The sequence below is a fragment of the Streptomyces hygroscopicus subsp. hygroscopicus genome (assembly GCF_030269125.1).
GTDB classification, from domain to species: Bacteria; Actinomycetota; Actinomycetes; order Streptomycetales; family Streptomycetaceae; genus Streptomyces; species Streptomyces hygroscopicus_C.
Genome location: NZ_BSSM01000007.1, coordinates 343371 through 362221, shown reverse-complemented (window position 1 = coordinate 362221; position 18851 = coordinate 343371). Strand labels below are relative to the sequence as shown.

Below are 18851 nucleotides of genomic sequence, written 5' to 3'. Positions count from 1 at the left end.
GGGACATGCCAGATCCGCTCTGTCGCCGTCGCGCGCGTGCCACCCCCGCCCCGCCGCCCGGCGCGTCCCGGGCCGTCGCCGTACGCCCGCCGGAAGCGGCCGCCGCCGGGGAGGGCCCGACCGTGAGCGCGCGCGTACGCCGAAGCCGTGCACCGCCCGAGCCGACGACGGCCCGCGCGTGCTGGTCGACCGGCTGCGGCCGCGCGGCCCCGCCGAGGTGGCCGCGCACGTCGCCGAACGGCCCGAGCGGCTCCCTGCCCCGACCGGGCCGCGCGGCTGGTTCCACGGCGTCTCGTGGGCGGAGTTCCGCGGCCGGTACGAGGCGGAACCGGACGGCCCCGGGGCCGCCGCGCCGCCCGACGGCCCGCGGACGCCGCTCCGCAGGGGGCTGGTGTCCCCGCCGACGGCGACGAGGACGCCGGAGCACGGCCACGCCCGGGTGCTCCTTGAGCTGCTCGGCCGGGGTCAGCCGGTGTGCCGGGCCGCGTGCCGGCCGGCGGCGCGTCCCGAGAACAGGCAGCCGCCGAGGAAGGTGCCCTCCAGCGAGTTGTAGCCGTGCACCCCGCCGCCGCCGAAGCCGGCCACCTCGCCGGCCGCGTACAGGCCCTCGATCGGGGTGCCGTCGGCGCCGAGGGCGCGCGAGTCGAGGTCGGTCTGGATGCCGCCGAGGGTCTTGCGGGTCAGCACGTGCAGCCGTACGCCGATCAGGGGGCCCGCGGCCGGGTCCAGGATGCGGTGCGGCGCGGCCACCCGGCCGAGGCGGTCGCCGAGGTAGCGGCGGGCGTTGCGGATGCCCTGGACCTGGGAGTCCTTGCTGTAGGGGTTGGCCATCTGGAGATCGCGGGCCTCGATCTGGCGGCGCACCTCGGCCGCGTCCAGCAGCGGCTTGCCGGTGAGGCCGTTCATCTTCTCGACCAGCTGCTCCAGGGTGCCGGCGGTGACGAAGTCGGCGCCCTTGTCGAGGAACGCCTGCACCGGTCCCGGTGCGCCCTTGCCCACGAGCCGGTTGCGCACCACCGCCTTGCGGTCCCTGGCGGTGATGTCGGGGTTCTGCTCGGAGCCGGAGAGCGCGAACTCCTTCTCGATGATCTTCCGGGTGAGGATGAACCAGGAGTGGTCGTGCTCCGCGATGTCCTCGGTGGTGCGCAGGTACCTGAGGGTGCCGAGGGTGTCGTAGCCGGGCAGGCAGGGGTCGGGCAGCCGGCGGCCGAGGGCGTCGAGCCAGACGGAGGAGGGGCCGGGCAGGACGCGGATGCCGTGGCCGGACCAGACGGGGTCCCAGTTCCGCAGGCCCTCGGTGTAGTGCCACATCCGGTCCCGGTTGACCAGCCGGACGCCGGCCGCCGCGCTGATGTCGAGCATGCGGCCGTCCACGTGCGCGGGGACGCCGGTGACCATCTCGGCGGGGGGTGTGCCGAGCCGCGCGGGCCAGTGGCGGCGCACCATGTCGTGGTCGGCGCCGATGCCGCCGGTGGTCAGGACGACGGCCCCGGCGGTGAGTTCGAAGTCGCCGACGCGCTCGCGGCTGGAGGCGACGCCGCGCGGGGCGTCGTCGGCGGCGAGGAGGGTGCCGCGCACGCCGCGGGCGGTGCCGTCCTCGATGACGAGGTCGTCCACCTGGTGGCGGGGGTAGAAGGTCAGCAGTCCGTCGCGGGCGGCCTGCCGGGCGTGCCGCACGAAGGGCTCGACCACTCCGGTGCCGGTGCCCCAGGCGATGTGGAAGCGGGGCACGGAGTTGCCGTGGCCGTCGGCCCTGAGGTCGCCGCGCTCGGCCCAGCCGACGGTGGGCAGCAGTTCGATGCCGTGCCCCTGGAGCCAGGAGCGCTTCTCGCCGGCGGCGAACTCCACGTAGGCGCGGGCCCATCGGACCGCCCAGGAGTCCTCGTCCTCGATCCGGTCGAACTGCGCGCTGCCGCGCCAGTCGTTCCAGGCCAGTTCGAAGGAGTCCTTGATGCCGATGCGGCGCTGTTCGGGAGAGTCCACGAGGAAGAGGCCGCCGAAGGACCAGTACGCCTGGCCGCCGAGGTTGGCGGTGTTCTCCTGGTCGACCAGGGCGACCCGGCGCCCCCGGCTGGTGAGTTCGTGGGCCGCGACCAGACCGGCGAGGCCCGCTCCGACGACGATGACGTCCGCGTCCATGCGGGGAGGTCCTTCCTCAGTGGGTGGTGGTGCAGGGGGAGGTGCCGCCGCCGTCGGTGAGCAGGGCGGTGAGCAGCTGCTTGAGCCAGCTCCGCGCGTGCTCGACGTCCTTGTCCAGGAGCAGTTGGACGGTGACGCCGTCGTAGGCCGCGACCACGGCGTGCGCGGCGTCGGCCACGTCGCCGAGCACGGCGGGCAGTCCGACGTGCGCGCGGGCCCGGAAGAGGCGGTCGGCGACGGCCTCCCGGAGCCGGGCGCGGTGGTCGAGGAGGACGCGGGCCACCTCCGGGTCACGGGCGGCGTGCACCAGGAAGTCGGTCTTCACCAGCAGCCAGTCCACGTCGAGCAGCAGCACCTCGGTGACGCGGTCCACCGCGGCCGGTACGTCGAGGCCGGGGCCGCCCTCGGCGAGGGCGCCCGCGACCTGGGCGGCGATGAGGTCGGCACGCTCCTGGTAGAGGGCGAAGAACAGCTCGTCCAGGGTGGCGAAGTTCGAGTAGAAGGCGCCCCGGCTGTACCCGGCCGCCTCGCAGACCTCCTCGATGGAGACGTGCCCGAACCCCTTGGCCGCGAACACCCGGAACGCGGCGCCGAGCAGTCGGGCACGGGTGTTCGCCCGGCGCCGGGTGACGCGTCCGGCGGTCTCCTGCATGGCGCCACCTCTCGTTGGATACGCGAATGTATCCGATACATCGATGTATCGAAAGGGGGCCGCGAACCGATGATCGCAATGGAACGTATTTTCGAATAGCGATAGGCTTGCCCCATGGCCACGCACCTCCAGGGCTCCCTGTTCGACCAGACCGACGAACTGCGCCTGGGCCCCCTCGACGGGCTGCGCCGCACCGTGTTGGGCGCCGGCGCCTGGATCGACGTCCTGCCCGGCTGGCTGACCGGCGCCGACGCCCTGTTCGAACAGCTCGCGACGGAGGTCCCCTGGCGCGCGGAACGCCGGAAGATGTACGACAACGTCGTCGCCGTACCGCGCCTGCTGGCCTTCTACGGAGCCGCGGACCCGCTCCCCCACCCGGTGCTGGACGAGGCCCGCGCCGCCCTGTCCCGGCACTACGCCGGGGAGCTGGGCGAGCCCTTCACCACCGCCGGGCTGTGCTACTACCGCGACGGCCGGGACAGCGTCGCCTGGCACGGCGACCGGATCGGGAAGGGCGCCCGCGAGGACACCATGGTCGCGATCCTCTCCGTGGGCGAGCCCCGCGATCTGCTGCTGCGCCCGGCCGGAGGGGGCGGGGCGGCGGTGCGGCGACCGCTCGGGCACGGCGACCTGATCGTGATGGGCGGCTCCTGCCAGCGCACCTGGGAGCACTGCGTGCCCAAGACGGCGCGGGCGGCCGGACCGCGGATCAGTGTCCAGTTCCGGCCGCACGGAGTGCGCTGAGAAAGCGGCCGCCCCCTTGCGCCCCGCGGCGGCGGATCTGGTTGGCTGTGCCCCCGAAGATCACTCGCACTCGGGCGCGGAGGGACCATGCGGGCAGAGGTACATCAAGTCGCCGACGGCACTTATCTGGTGCACGGCAACAACGTCAACTGGGTGATCCTGAAGGACGCGGACGAGATCACCCTGATCGACACCGGCTACCCCGGGGACCGGCCGGGGGTCCTGGAGTCCCTCGCCGCGGTGGGCGGCTCACCGGAGGCGGTATCCGCCGTGCTGATCACCCACGCGCACAACGACCACCTGGGCTCGGCCGAGTACCTGCGCGCGACGCACGGCACGCCCGTCTACCTCCATCCGGCCGAGGTCCCGCACGCACGGCGGGAGTTCCTGCACCAGGCGACCATCGGCGACGTGGTCCGCAACGTCTGGCGGCCGGGCATGCTGCCCTGGGCGGCGCACGTCATCAAGGTGGGCGGCATGGAGCACAACCCGGTCACCGCACCCGAGCCGTTCCCCGGCGCGGGCGCGCTCGACCTGCCGGGCCGCCCGGTACCGGTGCACACACCCGGCCACACCGACGGGCACTGCGTCTACCACCTGCCCGAGGCCGGCATCGTGATCTCCGGCGACGCCCTGGTGAGCGGGCACGCCGTCTCGTGGGTCAAGGGGCCGCAGCTGCTGCCGGGCTTCTTCCACCACGAGCGCGCCGGGGTCCTCGCCTCCCTGGACGTGATCGCCGCGCTCGACGGCGACACCCTGCTGCCCGGCCACGGCCCGGTCCACCGGGGCGCGGTGCGCGCCGCCGCCGAACTGGCCCGCGACCGGGCCACCCGCACGTCCCGTCGCCGTGACGGGAGTTGACGCGGGGTCACTCGTGCGGGACCACCGCCACGGGGCAGTCGGCGTGATGCAGCACCCCGTGCGCGACGGAGCCGATGCGGGCCCCCACGGCGGTGCGGCGGGCGCGGCGGCCGACGACCATCAGCTGGGCGCGCCCGGCCAGCGACAGCAGCACCTGCCCGGCGCTGCCCATCTCCACCTGCTCGGCCACGGGCACCCCGGGGAACCGCTCCCGCCAGGGCCGCAGCGCGTCGGCCAGTGCCTGCTTCTCGTACGGTTCGAGACCGCCGGCCTCGTCCAGCAACCTCAGCGAGCCGGGGCTGTAGGCGAAGACCGGCGGCAGGGTCCACGCCCGTACGGCGCGCACGCTGGCGCCGCGGGCCGCCGCCGTCTCGAAGGCGAAGCGCAGCGCGGCCGCGCTGTCCTCGGGATCGCCGTGCTGGCCGACCACCACCTCGCGCCCGGCGGCCTCCAGGACGGGGCGGTCGCCGGCGCGCACCAGCACCACGGGCCGGGTGGCCTCGGCGATGACGTGCTGTCCGACCGAGCCCAGCAGGAAGCCGACGACCGGTCCGTGCCCGCGCGAGCCCAGCACCAGCATCTCCGCGTCCCGGGTGGCGCGGCCCAGCGCCTCTACGGCGTCCTCCTCGACCACCTCGACGCTCACGGTGAGCCGGGGGTGCCGTTCGGCGACCTGGCGCACCGCCTCCGCGACGCCCTGCTCGGCCCACCCCCGCTGGGTGTCCCGGTCGGCCTCGGCGAGCCTGTCGGCGTAGTGCCAGGCGTGCAGGACGCGCAGGGGCGACCCCCGGCGCACGGCCTCCCTGGCCGCCCAGTCCAGCGCGGCCAGGCTCTCCTCCGTGCCGTCCAGCCCTGCCGTGATCGCCCGTGTCATGCGTGGCCTCCTCGTCGTGCCGCCCGATCATGCTGCTGGTGCCACTATCGGACACGGCGTGCCACCGGCGGACCCCGGCCCTCCGTCTTCCGTGGCGGCCCCGGGCAACCGGGCGGAGCCGGACGGACACCAGGGCGAGGCCGGGCGATCGAACATACGATGGGCGCGTACCGGTGCGGTGGTTCCCAGCGCCACCGGGCCGCGGGATTCCGACGCTCGGGGTGGGAGACCCATGACAGAGGCCGCGCCCAGGACACAGGCCCCGATGACACCGGCCGCCGAGGCGACGCGGACCGTCATCCTGACCGTGGACGACGACCCGGGAGTCTCCCGCGCCGTCGCCCGCGATCTCAGACGCCGCTACGGGGCGGCGTACCGGATCGTGCGCGCGGAGTCCGGGCCGTCCGCGCTGGAGGCGCTGCGCGAACTGAAGCTGCGCGGCGATCCGGTGGCGGTGATCCTGGCCGACTACCGCATGCCGCGGATGAACGGCATCGAGTTCCTGGAGCAGGCGCTCGACGTGTACCCGGGGGCGCGGCGGGTGCTGCTGACCGCGTACGCGGACACCAACGCGGCGATCGACGCGATCAACGTGGTCGATCTCGACCACTACCTGCTCAAGCCGTGGGACCCGCCGGAGGAGAAGCTCTATCCGGTCCTGGACGACCTGCTCCAGGCGTGGTTGCGCAGCGACCACCGGCCGGTGCCCAGCACCAAGGTGGTCGGGCACCGCTGGTCGGCGCGGTCCTCGGACGTGCGCGAGTTCCTGGCCCGCAATCAGGTGCCGTACCGCTGGTACTCGGTGGACGAGCCGGAGGGGCAGCGGCTGCTGTCCGCCGCCGGGCAGGACGGGCAGCGGCTGCCGGTGGTGGTCACCCCGGACGGCGCGGCGCTGGTCGAGCCGGAGGCGCCCGAACTGGCCGCGCGGGTGGGCCTGGCGACGACGCCGACGGCCGACTTCTACGACCTCGTCGTGATCGGCGGCGGCCCGGCCGGGCTCGGCGCGGCGGTGTACGGGGCCTCGGAGGGGCTGCGCACGGTGCTCGTGGAGCGCTCGGCCACCGGTGGACAGGCCGGGCAGAGTTCCCGCATCGAGAACTACCTGGGCTTCCCCGACGGAGTCTCCGGCGCCCAGCTCACCGACCGGGCGCGGCGGCAGGCGTCCCGGTTCGGCGCCGAGCTCCTGACCACGCGCGAGGTGACGGGACTGGAGACGTGCGGCGCCGCCCGGGTCGTACGGTTCGCGGACGGCACGGCGATCGCCGCGCACAGCGTGATCCTGGCGACCGGCGTGCAGTACCGGCAACTGGAGGCCCGGGGCTGCACCGACCTGACCGGCTGCGGGGTGTACTACGGCTCGGCGCTCACCGAGGCGGCCGGCTGCCAGGGCCAGGACGTGTACATCGTCGGCGGCGCCAACTCGGCGGGCCAGGCGGCGATGTACCTCGCCCGGGGCGCCAAGTCGGTGACGCTCCTGGTGCGCGGGGCGGACCTGTCGGCGTCGATGTCGTACTACCTGATCCAGCAGATCGACGAGGCGCCGAACATTCGGGTGCGCTGCCGCACGGTGGTGGACGCGGCCCATGGCGCGGGGCATCTGGAGCAGCTGACGCTGCGCCACACGGAGACCGGGGAGACCGAACGGGTCGACGCGCAGTGGATGTTCGTGTTCATCGGCGCGGCCCCGCTCACCGACTGGCTCGGCGAGAGCGTGCTGCGCGACGAGCGCGGCTTCATCCTGGCCGGGCCCGATCTGACCGCCGACGGCCGGCCGCCGGCCGGCTGGGAGCTGGACCGTCCGCCGTACCACCTGGAGACCAGCGTGCCCGGGGTCTTCGTGGCGGGCGACGCGCGCGCCGAGTCCGCCAAGCGCGTCGCCTCCGCCGTCGGCGAGGGAGCGATGGCCGTCATGCTCGTCCACCGGTACCTGGAGCAGTCATGAGCGGGCGGATCATGCCGTGCGACCCCAAGGAGATCCGGTCCCTGTTCCTCTTCGAGAAGCTCGGTGCCGAGCAGTTGGGGCGGCTGTGCGCCGAGGGGCGGGTGGAGTTGTTCCAGCCGGGCCCGGTGTACACCGAGGGCGACCCGGCGACCTGCTTCTTCGTGATGATCGAGGGCACGGCGGTGATTTCGCGCCGGGTCGGCGGGGACGACGTGGAGGTCGCCCGGACCTCGCAGCGCGGGGTGTACGGCGGCGCGATGCAGGCGTACCTGGGCGACCGGGTGCGGCAGGTGTACACCAACTCGATGCGGGTCACGGAGCCGACGCGGTTCTTCGTGCTGCCGGCGGACATCTTCGCGGACGTCATGCGCGCCTGGTTCCCGATGGCCGTGCACCTGCTGGAGGGCCTGTTCTTCGGGTCGAAGAACACCCAGGCCGCGATCGGGCAGCGGGAGCGGCTGCTGGCGCTCGGCTCGTTGTCGGCGGGCCTGACGCACGAGCTGAACAACCCCGCGGCCGCGGCCGTGCGGGCCACCGCCACCCTGCGGGAGCGGGTGGCGAAGATGCGGCGCAAGCTGGCCGTGATCGCCGAAGGGCCGTTCTCGCGCGACGCGTTGGCGAGCCTGATCGAGATCCAGGAGCGCACCGCCGAGCGGGTGGCGAAGGCGCCGGCGCTGAGTCCGCTGGAAGCCGCCGACCGCGAGGACCTGCTCGGGGACTGGCTGGACGAGCACGGCATCGACAACGGCTGGCAGCTGGCACCGGCCTTCGTGCAGGCGGGACTCGACGTCGACTGGCTGGAGCAGGTCGCGGCGGCCGTGGACGAGGAGATCCTGCCGGGCGCGATGGGCTGGCTCGACTACACCGTCGAGACCGAGTTGTTGATGAACGAGATCGAGGACTCCACCACCCGCATCTCGCACCTCGTGGACGCGGCCAAGCAGTACTCGCAGCTGGACCGGGCGCCGTACCGGGCGGTGGACGTGCACGAACTCCTGGACAGCACGCTGCTGATGCTGTCGGGCAAGATCGGCTCCGGCATCCACGTGGTCAAGGAGTACGACCGGGCGCTCCCGCCGGTGCCCGCCTACCCCGCCGAGCTGAACCAGGTGTGGACCAACCTCATCGACAACGCGGTCTCCGCGATGCGGGCTTCGGGCGGCGAGGGCACGCTGACGGTGCGCACCGCGCGCGAGAACGAGCGGGTGCTGGTGGAGTTCCGGGACACCGGACCCGGAATCCCGCGGGAGATCAAGGGCCGGATCTTCGACCCGTTCTTCACCACCAAGCCGGTGGGCGAGGGCACCGGGCTCGGCCTGGACATCTCCTGGCGGATCGTCGTCGACAAACACCACGGCACGCTGCGGGTCGACTCGGAGCCCGGCGACACCCGCTTCCAGGTGCTGCTGCCGCTGGCCGCCGGACAGCCCGACGCGGGCGAGGAGCGAACGGAGGAGACCGTATGAGCGGCGTCGAGGGCACGGAAGCCGAGGGCATCGAACCGGACGTACCGCCGAGCGGCACCGGCTGTGTGGAGTGCGAGGCGGCGGGCGGCTGGTGGTTCCACCTGCGCCGCTGCGCCCGGTGCGGGCACATCGGCTGCTGCGACGACTCCCCCGCCAAGCACGCCACGGCGCACTACCGGGACACCGGGCATCCGGTGATCCGGAGCTTCGAACCGGACGAGGAGTGGTTCTGGAACTACGCCACCGAGGAGCTGTTCACAGGCCCCGAACTCGCCCCTCCGGCCCATCATCCCGCCGATCAGCCGGTGCCAGGTCCCGCGGGACGGGTGCCCGAGGACTGGGCGCGGACGCTGGGATGACGGCGGGGTGAGCGCTGGGGCGGACGCCGGGCCGAGCCTCGGCGCGCGCAGTCGAGCCGGTTCAGGTCGACGGTGTCGGCCAGGGCGCGCATGCCCCGGTCGTCGGGGTGCAGGTGGTCGCCGCCGTCGTAGTCGGGCCGCAGCCGCTCGGGGTCGTGGGGGTCGCGCAGCGTCCGGTCGAAGTCGGTGACGGCGTCGAACTCCCGGCTCCCGCGAAGGAATCGGTTGACCTCCCGGCGCACCGCCTCGGCCTTCCGGTCCCACTCCGGCCAGCCCTTGAAGGGGCTGAGGGTGGCGGCGACCACGCACAGGCGGGCGGCGTGGGCCCGGCGGACCAGCCGGCGGTACCCGGCGACCAGATCGGCCGCGGTGACGCCGGTGCCGGCCTTGAGGTCGTTGACGCCGGCGAAGAGGACCACGGTGCGCACCCCGGGCTGGGACAGCACGTCCCGGTCGAAGCGGTGCAGGACGCTCTGCCCGGCGCCGTCGCCCGCGCCGTCCGCGAGCATCTTGTCGCCGGAGATTCCCTCGTCGGCCACGCCCTGCACCGGGCCGCGAGCCGAGTGCAGGCGCCGGGCCAGGTGGTCGGGCCAGCGGCGGTTGCGGTCGGGGGTGGACTGCCGGCCGTCGGTGAGGGAGTCGCCGAGCGCGGCCACGGCACCGGTGGCCGGGCGGTCGGGGAGCACGGCGACGGCGTCGACGTACCACCAGGAGCCGGTGGTCAGCGTCCAGTGGCCGCCGCCCTCCTCGGCCGTGTGGCCCCCGCCCTGCCCGAGGTACGACGTCTGGAGCGCCAACTCGTGGCCGCTGGCCGGGCCGACGGCGTCCGGGGTGCGCAGGCTCACCGCGAGGTCGGTGCCGGCGGGCACCCGGCCGGGCAGCGGGTCGCTCCAGGCCACGGCGCCTGCGGGCAGGGTGATCCGGCGGACGCCGCCGAAGGTCAGGGCGTGGTTGGCGCCGGGACGCAGGGCGGCGCCCCGGGCGCGCGGGCCCGCGTAGACGTCGTCGAGGGTGAGCGGGCGGTCGCCGAAGGCGTTGGTGAAGCGGACCCGCAGGGCGCCGCCGCCGACGCTGGTGTGCACGATCATCCGGTACTCCGCGCCCGCGGTGCCCCTGCCCAGCCGCTCGGCGCTCGCCGCCCAGGTGAGCACGCCGGAGGACCGGCCGGGCGTGCCGGTCGGAGCGGCGGCCACGCGGGCGGGCCCGGACTGGCAGGCGGCGAGCGTCAGCAGGGCGGCGGCGACGCGGCAGCCGCGCCCGAACCGGCCGTTCACGAGGCGACCGGCCCGTCGGAACCCGGGCGGGGCCCCGCGGACGTACCCGCGTGTCCCACGCAGGCCATGGTCCCGCCGCGGGGACCGGACCGCACCTCGGTGGGTGGTCATCCGCTCGCCTCCTCGCCGGCTCGGCGTCGTGGAGTCCGCCGGTGGCTCCGGTCGGTCCCGGTGCCCCGCACGGGCCCGGACATGCGGATGCCCCGCGCGGGGCGGGGCATCCGGTCGTGCGCGCAGGCCGTCAGTGCTTGGCGGCCGGCGTGTTGGCGGCGGTCACGTCGACCGCGGCCCACGCCTTGTCCACCGTCTTGTACTCGGTGCTGCTCGCGCCGTACAGGTCCTTGGCCGCCTTCAGCGTCGCGACGCGCGCGTCGTGGAAGTCGGTCGTGGAGACCATGTAGCGGGTCAGCGCACGGTAGAAGATCGCGGTGGCCTTGGCGCGGCCGATGCCCGTGACCGTGGACTTGTCGTACGTCGGCGAGTTGTACGCGACGCCGTTGATCGTCTTCTTGCCGCTGCCCTCCGCGAGGAGGTAGTAGGCGTGCGACGAGACACCGGAACCGGCGTGCACCTCGGTGTAGTAGGTGTCCGGCGTCCAGTAGTCGATCGTGCCCTCGAGCTTGTCGAGCGAGGGGTGGTCCAGGCGGCGCAGGAACTTCTGCGAAAGGCCCAGCTTCTCGCCGATCAGGTAGTCGGGGGTGTCCTGCTTGTTGTTGGCGTAGAACTCGACGTTGGAGCCGAAGATGTCCGCCAGCGACTCGTTGAGCGCGCCCGGCTCGCCGTACTGGTTGCCGTTGGAGTCGACGAAGGTCGGCTCCAGCTTGGCGGTCGCGTCCACCACGCCGTGGGTCAGCTCGTGACCGGTGACGTCGAGGACGACCAGCGGCTTCTTGAACGTCTGCCCGTCACCGTCGCCGTACAGCATGCAGGTGCAGGTCGGGTCCCAGAAGGCGTTGGCGACCTTGTTGCCCCAGTGGACCATCCCGTGGGCGGCCTTGCTGTCGTTCGCGATGCCCTTGCGGCCGAAGGTCTTCTTGTAGAAGTCCAGCGTCTTGGTGATGCCGTACTGGGCATCCGCGGCGGCGCTGGCACGGTTGGCGGTCGTGCCGTTGCCCCACACGTTGGTGGTGCCGGTGAACTTCGTGCCGGCCCCGAAGCTCTCCGTGCTCTTGCCCTTGGCGTCGCGCACCTCGCTGCCGTACCGGCTCGGGTCGGCGAGCAGGTAGTGGCCGCGCGAGGTCTGCGTGGTGGTCAGGCCGACGCTGCCGACGTAGAGCGTCTTGCCGGTGCCGCTCGCGGCCGACGGGTACGCGGCCGTGGCGCCGGTGGGGGCACCCGCGCGGGCCAGGGCGGCGCTGCGGGCGGCACCGATGACCGGGTCCGCCGTCACGCCCTTCTCCTGAAGGCTCTTGACCAGCTTCGGCGACAGGAACTGGTCGCTGTCGGGGGTGTTGCTGCGCACCTTGCCGGTGACGGCGTCGACCACGACGGTGTTGGTGCCGTCCTGGTCGGTCACGGTCACCTGGTAGGCGAGCGCGGAGGCACCGTCGCGGGCGTCCACGACGAGCTGGGCGGTGCCCGCCTCGCCCTTGGCGGCCCGCGCGGCCGTGGCGGCGGCCTGATCCGCGGTCAGCTTGGCCTTGGTGGCGGCGGCCGGCTTGACGGTCTGGTCGGCGGCGCGGGTCACACCGGTGTAGGCGAGCTTGTGGTCGAGGTGGACCACCAGGTCACCGCCGAGCACCGGCAGGCCGTCGTGGGTGCGCTCGAAGCGGACGTGCCGGGCGCCCTCGGGGTCCAGCATGACGTCCTGGGCGTGCAGTTCGTCGCCCGTCGAGACGCCGGTCGCACCCGCGTGCGCGAAGGCCGCGGTGCGGGCCGCGGCCACCACGGCGTCGGCGTTCGTGGCGGACGCGACGGAGCGCGCCTCCCCCGTGGAGGGCCCCGCGAAGGCCGTACCGGCCAGGCCCGTGGCAGCGGTGACCACCGCGACGGCGACCGCCACCGAGCGTATGTGCGGTTTACGCAATCTGATCAGGATTCCTTCTGTGGAGGGCGGTGGTTCGTCAACCGCCCTGCGGCATGGCGCGCTTCGGCGCCAGGGGGCTGGTCGGGCCCCGAGGGTTCACCCTTGCCGATCAGTCATGTGCACGTAAAGCCGGAATGATCCATTTCGCGACCCTCTAGGGCAATCCTTTGCAAATGAGCGCCGCAGAGTGATCGAGATATGACCAACTGTGTGTCGGCTGTGGAGACGTGGCCTCGATCCCCTAGGTTCCCAGGCCGGAATGTGACCGATGTCGCATCGACGGACGGACGGATGGGAGTGGGTGCCCGATGGTGTCAGCCAGGGTGAGCAGGGGTGCGGTCCTCGGAGCGGTGGCGCTGTCGCTGCTCGCGGTCCCGGCGCGGGCCGCGACCGGGGAGCCGAGGCCGCCCGCGGCCGCAGGGGTGAAGTCCCCCGCGGCGGCGGGCCTTCCGGCACCGGACACGGCGGGCCTGGCCGCGGTGCTGCGGTCGGCGGTGGCCGCGGGGGCGCCGGGCGCGCTGGCCCGGATCGACGACCACGGCACGGTGTACCGGGCGACGCACGGGCTCGCCGACCGCGGCACCCGGCGCGCCATGGGCGCCGGCGACCGGTTCCGGGTCGGCAGCGTCACCAAGACGTTCTCGGCCGTCGTGCTGCTGCAACTCGTCGACGAGCACCGGCTGACCCTGGACGCGCCGGTCAACCGCTATCTGCCGGGGCTGCTGCCGGACGACCGGATCACGGTGCGTCAGGTGCTGAGCCACCGCAGCGGGCTGTACGACTTCACGAACGACATGTTCGCCGAGAGCGTCGCGGGGTTCGAGGCGGTCCGCGACCGGGTGTTCACTTACCGCGAGTTGGTGGCGCTGTCCCTGAGGCACCCGCGCACCAACGCGCCGGGCGCGGCGTACTCGTACTCCAACACCAACTTCGTCGTCGCGGGCATGCTCATCGAGAAGCTCACCGGGCACTCGGTGCGCACCGAGTACGAGAAGCGCGTCTTCGGGCCGCTGAAGCTGCGCGACACGTTCTACGTCCACCCCGGCACCACGATCCCGGGCACGCACGCCCATGGCTACCTCACCCCCGACCGGGCGGGCGATCCGCTGGTGGACTCGACCGACCAGACGGTGTCGTGGGCGCAGAGCGCGGGCGCGATCATCTCCAGCGCACGGGACCTCGACACGTTCTACCGCGCGCTGCTCGGCGGCAGGTTGATGTCCGCCGCGCGGCTCGCCGAGATGGAGAAGATGAACCGGGTCGACGCCACCACCGCGTACGGGCTCGGGCTGCGCCGTCGCGATCTGTCGTGCGGGATCTCGGTGTACGGGCACACGGGGACGGTGCAGGGCTACTACACGTACGCCTTCGCGACGAAGGACGGCGGCCGCAGCGTGGCGGCCGTCGCCACCACCTCGAACAACGGCAAGGTCCTCAAGGCGCTTGCGGGGGTGCTGGATTCGGCGTTCTGCGGGAAACAGGGCAAGCGGTGGCCGGAGGCTTCGGGCAAGGAGTAGGCCCGGCCGGTCCTGATCTTGGCAGAAGCCGTGCCCACGGGTCAGGATGCACCCATGAAGGGTGATCTTTTCTCCAGTCGGCACATGGTGCAGGCGGCCACCGAACCCGGGATGTCCGTCGAGAACGCCAAGTGCCTCAGGTACGCGGTGGACGGCGAGATGTACGCCCGGCAGGGCGCGATGGTCGCCCACCGCGGCGACCTGCGCTTCGAGCGCAAGGGCCAGGGCGTCGGAGGCATGCTCAAGCGCGCGGTCACCGGGGAGGGGCTGCCCTTGATGGCGGTCCGCGGGCAGGGCGAGGTCTGGCTCGCGCACGAGGCGCAGAACTGCTTCATCGTGGAGGTCGAGCCCGGCGACCGGTTCACCGTGGGCGGCCGTCACGTGCTGTGCTTCGACCCGTCGCTGTCGTACGAGATCAAGACGGTCAAGGGCTCGGGCATCACCGCGGGCGGCCTGTTCAACAGCGTGTTCAGCGGGCACGGCCGGCTCGGCCTGGTCTGCGAGGGCAATCCACTGGTCATCCCGGTCTCGCCGGAGCAGCCGGTGTACGTGGACACGGACGCGGTGGTCGGCTGGACCGCACGGCTGGAGACCTCGCTGCACCGCTCGCAGTCGATAGGCTCGATGCTGCGCGGCGGCTCCGGCGAGGCCGTGCAGCTGATGCTCCAGGGCGAGGGCGTCGTCGTCGTACGCCCGAGCGAGCTGCCCCAGCACAAGTCGCAGCAGCACTGAACGAGAAGGGCGGGACGCCGTGATCGGCATCTCCGAGATCGAAGCGGCGGCCCGGCTGATCGCCCCGCACGTGGTGCGGACGCCGACCGTGGCGAGCCCCGGCCTGGGCGCGCTCCTCGGCGTCCCGGTCACCGTCAAGCTCGAACTGCTCCAGCGCACCGGTTCGTTCAAGGCCCGCGGGGCCGTGGCGAAGCTGCTGTCGCTGGGCGAGGCCGAGCGGGCGGCGGGCGTGGTCGCGGTCAGCGGCGGCAACCACGGGATCGCGCTGGCGGTGATGGCGGCGGCCCTCGACGTGAAGGCCACCGTGGTGATGCCCCGCACCGCGCCCGCGCGGTCCCTCGCGCTCGCCGAGGAGGCCGGGGCGTCGCTGCGGCTGACCGACGGCATGGACAGCGCCTTCGAGTTGGGGGTGCGGCTCGCGGACGAGGGGTTGACCCTGGTCCACCCGTTCGACGACCCGGCGGTGATCGCCGGGCAGGGCACCGTCGGGCTCGAACTGGCCGAGGACGCCGGGGAGGAGCTGACGGACGTCGTCGTCAGCATCGGCGGGGGCGGGCTGATCTCGGGCATCGCGGCGGCGCTGCGGGCCCGGCGGCCCGAGGTACGGGTGTGGGGCGTGGAGACGGAGGGCGCCGAGTCGATGTCGGCCGCGCTGAAGGCGGACGGCCCGGTGCCCGTACCGCTGTCCTCGCTGGTCACCACGCTCAGCGCGCCCGCGGTGTCCCGGCTGACGTACGACCATGTCTCCGAGCTGGTCGAGGAGGTGCTGGTGGTGCCCGACCGGGAGGCCGTACGGGGCTGCCTGGAGCTGGCCGACCACGCCAAGGTGTGGGCCGAACCGGCCGCGGGGTGCCTGCTCCCGGCGGCCCGCGAGGTGGTGGCCCGGGTCGGCACCGGCGCCCGTCTCGGCCTCGTGGTGTGCGGCGGCAACACGACCCTGAGCGAGGTGACCGGCTGGGCGGACCGCTTCGGACTGCGGTAGCCCGAGCCGGGGCACGACGAGCGCCCTCCGGTCGCGGCGGCCCGAGCCGGGGCGCGACGAACCACTTCGGGCGGCCCTGGGCCCCGCCGGTCCCCGGTCGGCGTGGCCCCTGGGGCCCGGGGTGGACCCGTTGGCACGCTCCGGCCGGTCCGCGCCAGGCCGATGGGTACGCGGCAGCCCCGCCCGTCTGCCGTGGGCCCCTCTCGTTCCGCGACCGGCCGACGGCCCGCGCCGGACCTGCCGGTGTGCGGCGGGCCACAGGTCCCTGGCGGTCGCGGCGGCCCGCGGTGAGCCGAGCCGCAGCGGCGAGCCGGCAGCCCCTCGGCAGGCCCCCGACTACGGCAAGACCCTCGCAGGCATGGCCACTTCCACCACCCGCCTGCGAGGGGCCGGGCCAGCCCGCGGTGGGCCCGTCGGTGTGCGGCGGGCCGAGCCGCCCGCGGTGAGGGCCCGGCGGTCTCCGCGGTGCCGGTATGAACGGGTGCGGCAGAAAGCCGCCGCCGCCCCCTGTGCACCCCCGTCGCACGCGCTCCGCGCTCTGCCCGGCACCCTGGCCGCGAGCCGGCCGAGCCGGGCCGCGGTGGGTCTGCCGGGGTGCGGCGGGCCCACCCGTCGGTCCCCTCGGACGGCGGTCGGGACGGCCGTGTCCGGGCGGGAGCGGCCGGCCGGCGGGAGCCCGCCGTTTTCGTGGGGCCCGCACCGGGGACTCGGCGCGCATGGTGCGAATCGGATACACGATGATGACCGAGCAGGCCGGGCCCCGGGACCTGGTGGAGCATGTGGTACGTGCCGAGGAGGCCGGGTTCGACTTCTCGGTGACCTCGGACCACTACTTTCCGTGGCTGCGCGCACAGGGGCACTCCCCCTACGCGTGGAGCGTGCTGGGCGCCGCCGCGCAGGCCACCTCACGCATTCCGCTGATGACCTACGTGACCTGCCCCATCCGGCGCTACCATCCGGCCGTGGTGGCTCAGAAGGCGGCCACCGTGCAACTGCTGTCCGAGGGCAGGTTCCGGCTCGGACTCGGCGCGGGCGAGAACCTGAACGAGCATGTGGTGGGCGGCGGCTGGCCTCCGGTGGACGTGCGCCACGAGATGCTGGAAGAGGCCGTGCGGATCATCCGGGCGCTGTTCGGGGGCGATCACCTCACCCATCACGGGCGGCACTACCAGGTGGAGTCGGCCCGGCTGTGGGACGTGCCCGAGGAACCGCCGCCGATCGGCATCGCGGTCTCCGGCGAGCGGTCCTGCCGGATCGCCGGACAGCTCGGCGACCTGCTGATCGCGACCGAGCCGAAGCCCGGCCTGCTGGAGGCCTTCGACCGCAGCGGCGGCAGCGGCAAACCCCGTGTCGGACAGCTGCCGGTGAGCTACGACCCCGACCGGGACACGGCCGTCAAGCGGGCCCACGCCCAGTTCCGCTGGTTCGGGCTCGGCTGGAAGGTGAACGCGGAACTGCCGCATCCCGACTCCTTCGAGTCCGCGACCGGGTTCGTGACCCCCGACGACGTGGCTTCCTCCGTCCCGTGCGGCGACGACCCCGACGCCTTCGTCGAGGCCGTACGCCCGTACGCGGAGGCGGGGTTCGAGGAGGTCGCCCTGGTGCAGATCGGCGGCGACACCCAGCCGGAGTTCCTGGACTGGTCGGCGAAGACCCTGCTGCCCGCGCTGCGGGAGGCGCTCGGCTGACGGGTGCTCGACGGCGGCGGAACCGGGGTACCCGAGGGCTCTACGCCGATCGTCCCGGAGGCCCCCGCGTGAACACGTTCGTGCACAAGACCCTGGTGGTGCAGCTCCACACCCCCGGCACCGGCCGCTTCCCGGTCTTCGTCCACCTGGGCTACGACGCCGCCGACCCGTACGCCGTCACGGCCGTCTTCGCCCACGACGGCCATGTCCTCGCCCGATGGCGCCTCGACCGCGACATGCTCGCCGAGGGCCTCACCAGGCCGGTCGGTGTCGGTGACGTACGGCTGCGCCCGGCCCGCACCGGAATGTGGCACGAGCTGCGCCTGGAGTTCCTCGGGGACCGGCGCCCGGACGGCGGGCGGCAGCGCGCGGTGGTGTACGCCTGGGCGCCGGCGGTCGCCGCGTTCCTGCGCGAGACCGGGGAGATCGTGCCGCCGGGTCGTGAACGTGCCCCGGTGGACGAGCTGCTGGCGGACATCCTCGCTACGTGACCGACCCTGCTCGGGAGACGTCCCCGAGTGGGCGGCGGTAGGTGAGGCCGGGCCGGCCGGACAGCCGGGTCTCGCCGACGACGGTGAACCCCGTGCGGGACAGCACGGCCCGCGAGGCCAGGTTGTCCCGCCTGGCCGCGGCCTTCAGAAAGGTCAGGCCGTACGTGTCCGCGGCCCGGACGCACAGGTCCCGCACCGCCCGGGTGGCCAGGCCCCGGCCCGCGGCACGCTCGGCGATCCGGTAGCCGAGGTCGGCGCCGCCGTCTTCCACGTCCACGAGGTTGACCCGGCCGAGGATCTCCCCGGCCGGGCCGACGAGGACGTGGAAATAGCAGATGCCCGCCTCCTGCTCGGCGAGCAGGGCGCGGAGCCGCTCGGCGAACCGGGCGAAGTAGTCGTCGCCGCGGTCGGGGACCCAGGCGGCGAAGTACGCCCGGTTCTCCCGCTCGAAGGCGAGCAGCGCGGGGGCGTGGTCAGGGCGGAGCAACTGGAGTTCCGGCATGGCGGAACCCTACGGAGCCCGTGCGCCGGGCCGTCACCGGTTTTCCGTCCGGGTGGTGTGGCGGCGGCGGGCCCACAGCGGAATGCCGTACCAGCACAGGAGGTACCAGGCGACGACGGCCGCGACCAGCCACGGCACATAGCCGTCGTGGGTGGCCACCCGGAGGATGAGCAGCAGCGCGGAGGTCATGGTGGCCAGCAGCAGCACCAGGCCGACGAAGGTCAGCCGGGAGGCGATGCGCACCGCCCGGGGCTTGACCCGGCGGCCGGAGACCAGGCGGTGCAGCGAGACCGGTCCGATGAGGGCGCCGGTGGCGCAGGAGCCGAGGACCACGGTGACGATGTAGATCTGCTGGTCGACGTCGGGCAGCCGGGCGTACTTCGGCTGGAAGACGACGGTCAGCAGGAAGCCGAACAGGATCTGCACGCCCGTCTGGGCGACGCGGACCTCCTGGATGAGTTCACCCCACATCCGGTCGGCCCGCTCCTCCTCGGTCTCGTCCCGCCCTGTGCGGCGTCCCTCCGTGTGTCCTTCCCGGCGTCCTTCCTTGGTCATGCGATGCAAGTAACCGCCCGGCCGTTCCTTCAAACGGTGCGCGGCCG

At 73.5% G+C, this 18851-nt stretch carries 18 protein-coding genes; 11 read left to right on the top strand and 7 right to left on the bottom strand.

Going from position 1 to position 18851, the window contains the following annotated elements:
• Positions 1-19: 19 nt before the first annotated feature.
• On the top strand, positions 20-553 hold the full coding sequence (locus tag QSK45_RS38550) for a DUF488 family protein (RefSeq protein WP_490993584.1): 534 nt from the start codon (positions 20-22) through the stop codon (positions 551-553).
• On the opposite strand, the gene QSK45_RS18675 is transcribed toward QSK45_RS38550, so the two are convergent.
• Both QSK45_RS18675 and QSK45_RS18670 read right to left on the bottom strand, forming a co-directional pair.
• Positions 466-2139, bottom strand: coding sequence for an FAD-binding dehydrogenase (locus tag QSK45_RS18675; protein WP_285558230.1), 1674 nt, complete (start codon positions 2137-2139; stop codon positions 466-468). The two genes, QSK45_RS38550 and QSK45_RS18675, sit on opposite strands and share 88 nt — an antisense overlap.
• 16 nt (positions 2140-2155) lie before the next feature.
• Positions 2156-2791: a TetR/AcrR family transcriptional regulator gene (locus QSK45_RS18670; protein ID WP_285558228.1), complete on the bottom strand. Its 636-nt coding sequence runs from the start codon at positions 2789-2791 to the stop codon at positions 2156-2158.
• Positions 2792-2905: 114 nt separating this feature from the next.
• Between QSK45_RS18670 and QSK45_RS18665 the strand changes: the two genes are divergently transcribed.
• The gene (locus QSK45_RS18665; RefSeq protein WP_285558226.1) at positions 2906-3535 is read left to right on the top strand and encodes an alpha-ketoglutarate-dependent dioxygenase AlkB; all 630 of its coding nucleotides are present in this window, start codon (positions 2906-2908) and stop codon (positions 3533-3535) included.
• Positions 3536-3622: 87 nt separating this feature from the next.
• The gene (locus tag QSK45_RS18660) at positions 3623-4396 is read left to right on the top strand and encodes an MBL fold metallo-hydrolase (RefSeq protein WP_285558224.1); all 774 of its coding nucleotides are present in this window, start codon (positions 3623-3625) and stop codon (positions 4394-4396) included.
• Positions 4397-4403: 7 nt separating this feature from the next.
• Here QSK45_RS18660 and QSK45_RS18655 read toward each other — a convergent pair whose 3' ends face one another.
• Entirely contained in the window at positions 4404-5270 is an 867-nt protein-coding gene (locus tag QSK45_RS18655; protein WP_285558223.1) for a universal stress protein, read from the bottom strand.
• 265 nt (positions 5271-5535) lie between these two features.
• Here QSK45_RS18655 and QSK45_RS18650 point away from each other — a divergent pair, with 265 nt between their 5' ends.
• From QSK45_RS18650 to QSK45_RS18640, 3 genes are read left to right on the top strand one after another with little or no spacing between them, the layout of a single operon-like run.
• Positions 5536-7212, top strand: coding sequence for an FAD-dependent oxidoreductase (locus QSK45_RS18650; protein ID WP_285558300.1), 1677 nt, complete (start codon positions 5536-5538; stop codon positions 7210-7212).
• Complete coding sequence (locus QSK45_RS18645) at positions 7209-8678, top strand: ATP-binding protein (protein WP_285558222.1); 1470 nt, start codon at positions 7209-7211, stop codon at positions 8676-8678. Before QSK45_RS18650 ends, QSK45_RS18645 begins: the two co-directional genes overlap by 4 nt.
• The gene (locus QSK45_RS18640) at positions 8675-9037 is read left to right on the top strand and encodes a UBP-type zinc finger domain-containing protein (RefSeq protein WP_285558220.1); all 363 of its coding nucleotides are present in this window, start codon (positions 8675-8677) and stop codon (positions 9035-9037) included. The genes QSK45_RS18645 and QSK45_RS18640 overlap by 4 nt, the downstream gene beginning before the upstream one ends.
• Here the strand turns inward: QSK45_RS18640 and QSK45_RS18635 are convergent.
• Positions 8977-10311 (bottom strand): SGNH/GDSL hydrolase family protein, encoded by a 1335-nt coding sequence (locus tag QSK45_RS18635; protein WP_285558219.1) that lies wholly within the window; start codon positions 10309-10311, stop codon positions 8977-8979. The two genes, QSK45_RS18640 and QSK45_RS18635, sit on opposite strands and share 61 nt — an antisense overlap.
• A gap of 241 nt (positions 10312-10552) precedes the next feature.
• Positions 10553-12337, bottom strand: a complete 1785-nt coding sequence (locus QSK45_RS18630; RefSeq protein WP_285558218.1) for a M4 family metallopeptidase — start codon at positions 12335-12337, stop codon at positions 10553-10555.
• A gap of 308 nt (positions 12338-12645) precedes the next feature.
• On the opposite strand from QSK45_RS18630, the gene QSK45_RS18625 reads away from it, so the two are divergent.
• The 5 genes from QSK45_RS18625 to QSK45_RS18605 all read left to right on the top strand — a co-directional run bounded on the left by QSK45_RS18625 (position 12646) and on the right by QSK45_RS18605 (position 17747).
• On the top strand, positions 12646-13854 hold the full coding sequence (locus tag QSK45_RS18625; RefSeq protein ID WP_285558216.1) for a serine hydrolase domain-containing protein: 1209 nt from the start codon (positions 12646-12648) through the stop codon (positions 13852-13854).
• A 54-nt stretch (positions 13855-13908) separates the two neighbouring features.
• Positions 13909-14586 carry an AIM24 family protein gene (locus tag QSK45_RS18620; RefSeq protein ID WP_285558215.1) on the top strand — a complete coding sequence of 226 codons (678 nt, stop codon included), beginning with the start codon at positions 13909-13911 and terminating at the stop codon, positions 14584-14586.
• A gap of 19 nt (positions 14587-14605) precedes the next feature.
• Positions 14606-15568 carry a threonine/serine dehydratase family protein gene (locus tag QSK45_RS18615; protein WP_285558214.1) on the top strand — a complete coding sequence of 321 codons (963 nt, stop codon included), beginning with the start codon at positions 14606-14608 and terminating at the stop codon, positions 15566-15568.
• A 716-nt stretch (positions 15569-16284) separates the two neighbouring features.
• Complete coding sequence (locus tag QSK45_RS18610; RefSeq protein WP_285558213.1) at positions 16285-17256, top strand: LLM class F420-dependent oxidoreductase; 972 nt, start codon at positions 16285-16287, stop codon at positions 17254-17256.
• A gap of 68 nt (positions 17257-17324) precedes the next feature.
• On the top strand, positions 17325-17747 hold the full coding sequence (locus QSK45_RS18605) for an SsgA family sporulation/cell division regulator (RefSeq protein ID WP_285558212.1): 423 nt from the start codon (positions 17325-17327) through the stop codon (positions 17745-17747).
• On the opposite strand, the gene QSK45_RS18600 is transcribed toward QSK45_RS18605, so the two are convergent.
• Together QSK45_RS18600 and QSK45_RS18595 are read right to left on the bottom strand one after the other, a co-directional pair.
• Positions 17740-18249, bottom strand: coding sequence for a GNAT family N-acetyltransferase (locus QSK45_RS18600; protein ID WP_285558211.1), 510 nt, complete (start codon positions 18247-18249; stop codon positions 17740-17742). The genes QSK45_RS18605 and QSK45_RS18600 overlap by 8 nt on opposite strands.
• 33 nt (positions 18250-18282) lie before the next feature.
• Positions 18283-18804: a DUF6328 family protein gene (locus QSK45_RS18595; protein ID WP_285558210.1), complete on the bottom strand. Its 522-nt coding sequence runs from the start codon at positions 18802-18804 to the stop codon at positions 18283-18285.
• Positions 18805-18851 lie beyond the last annotated feature (47 nt).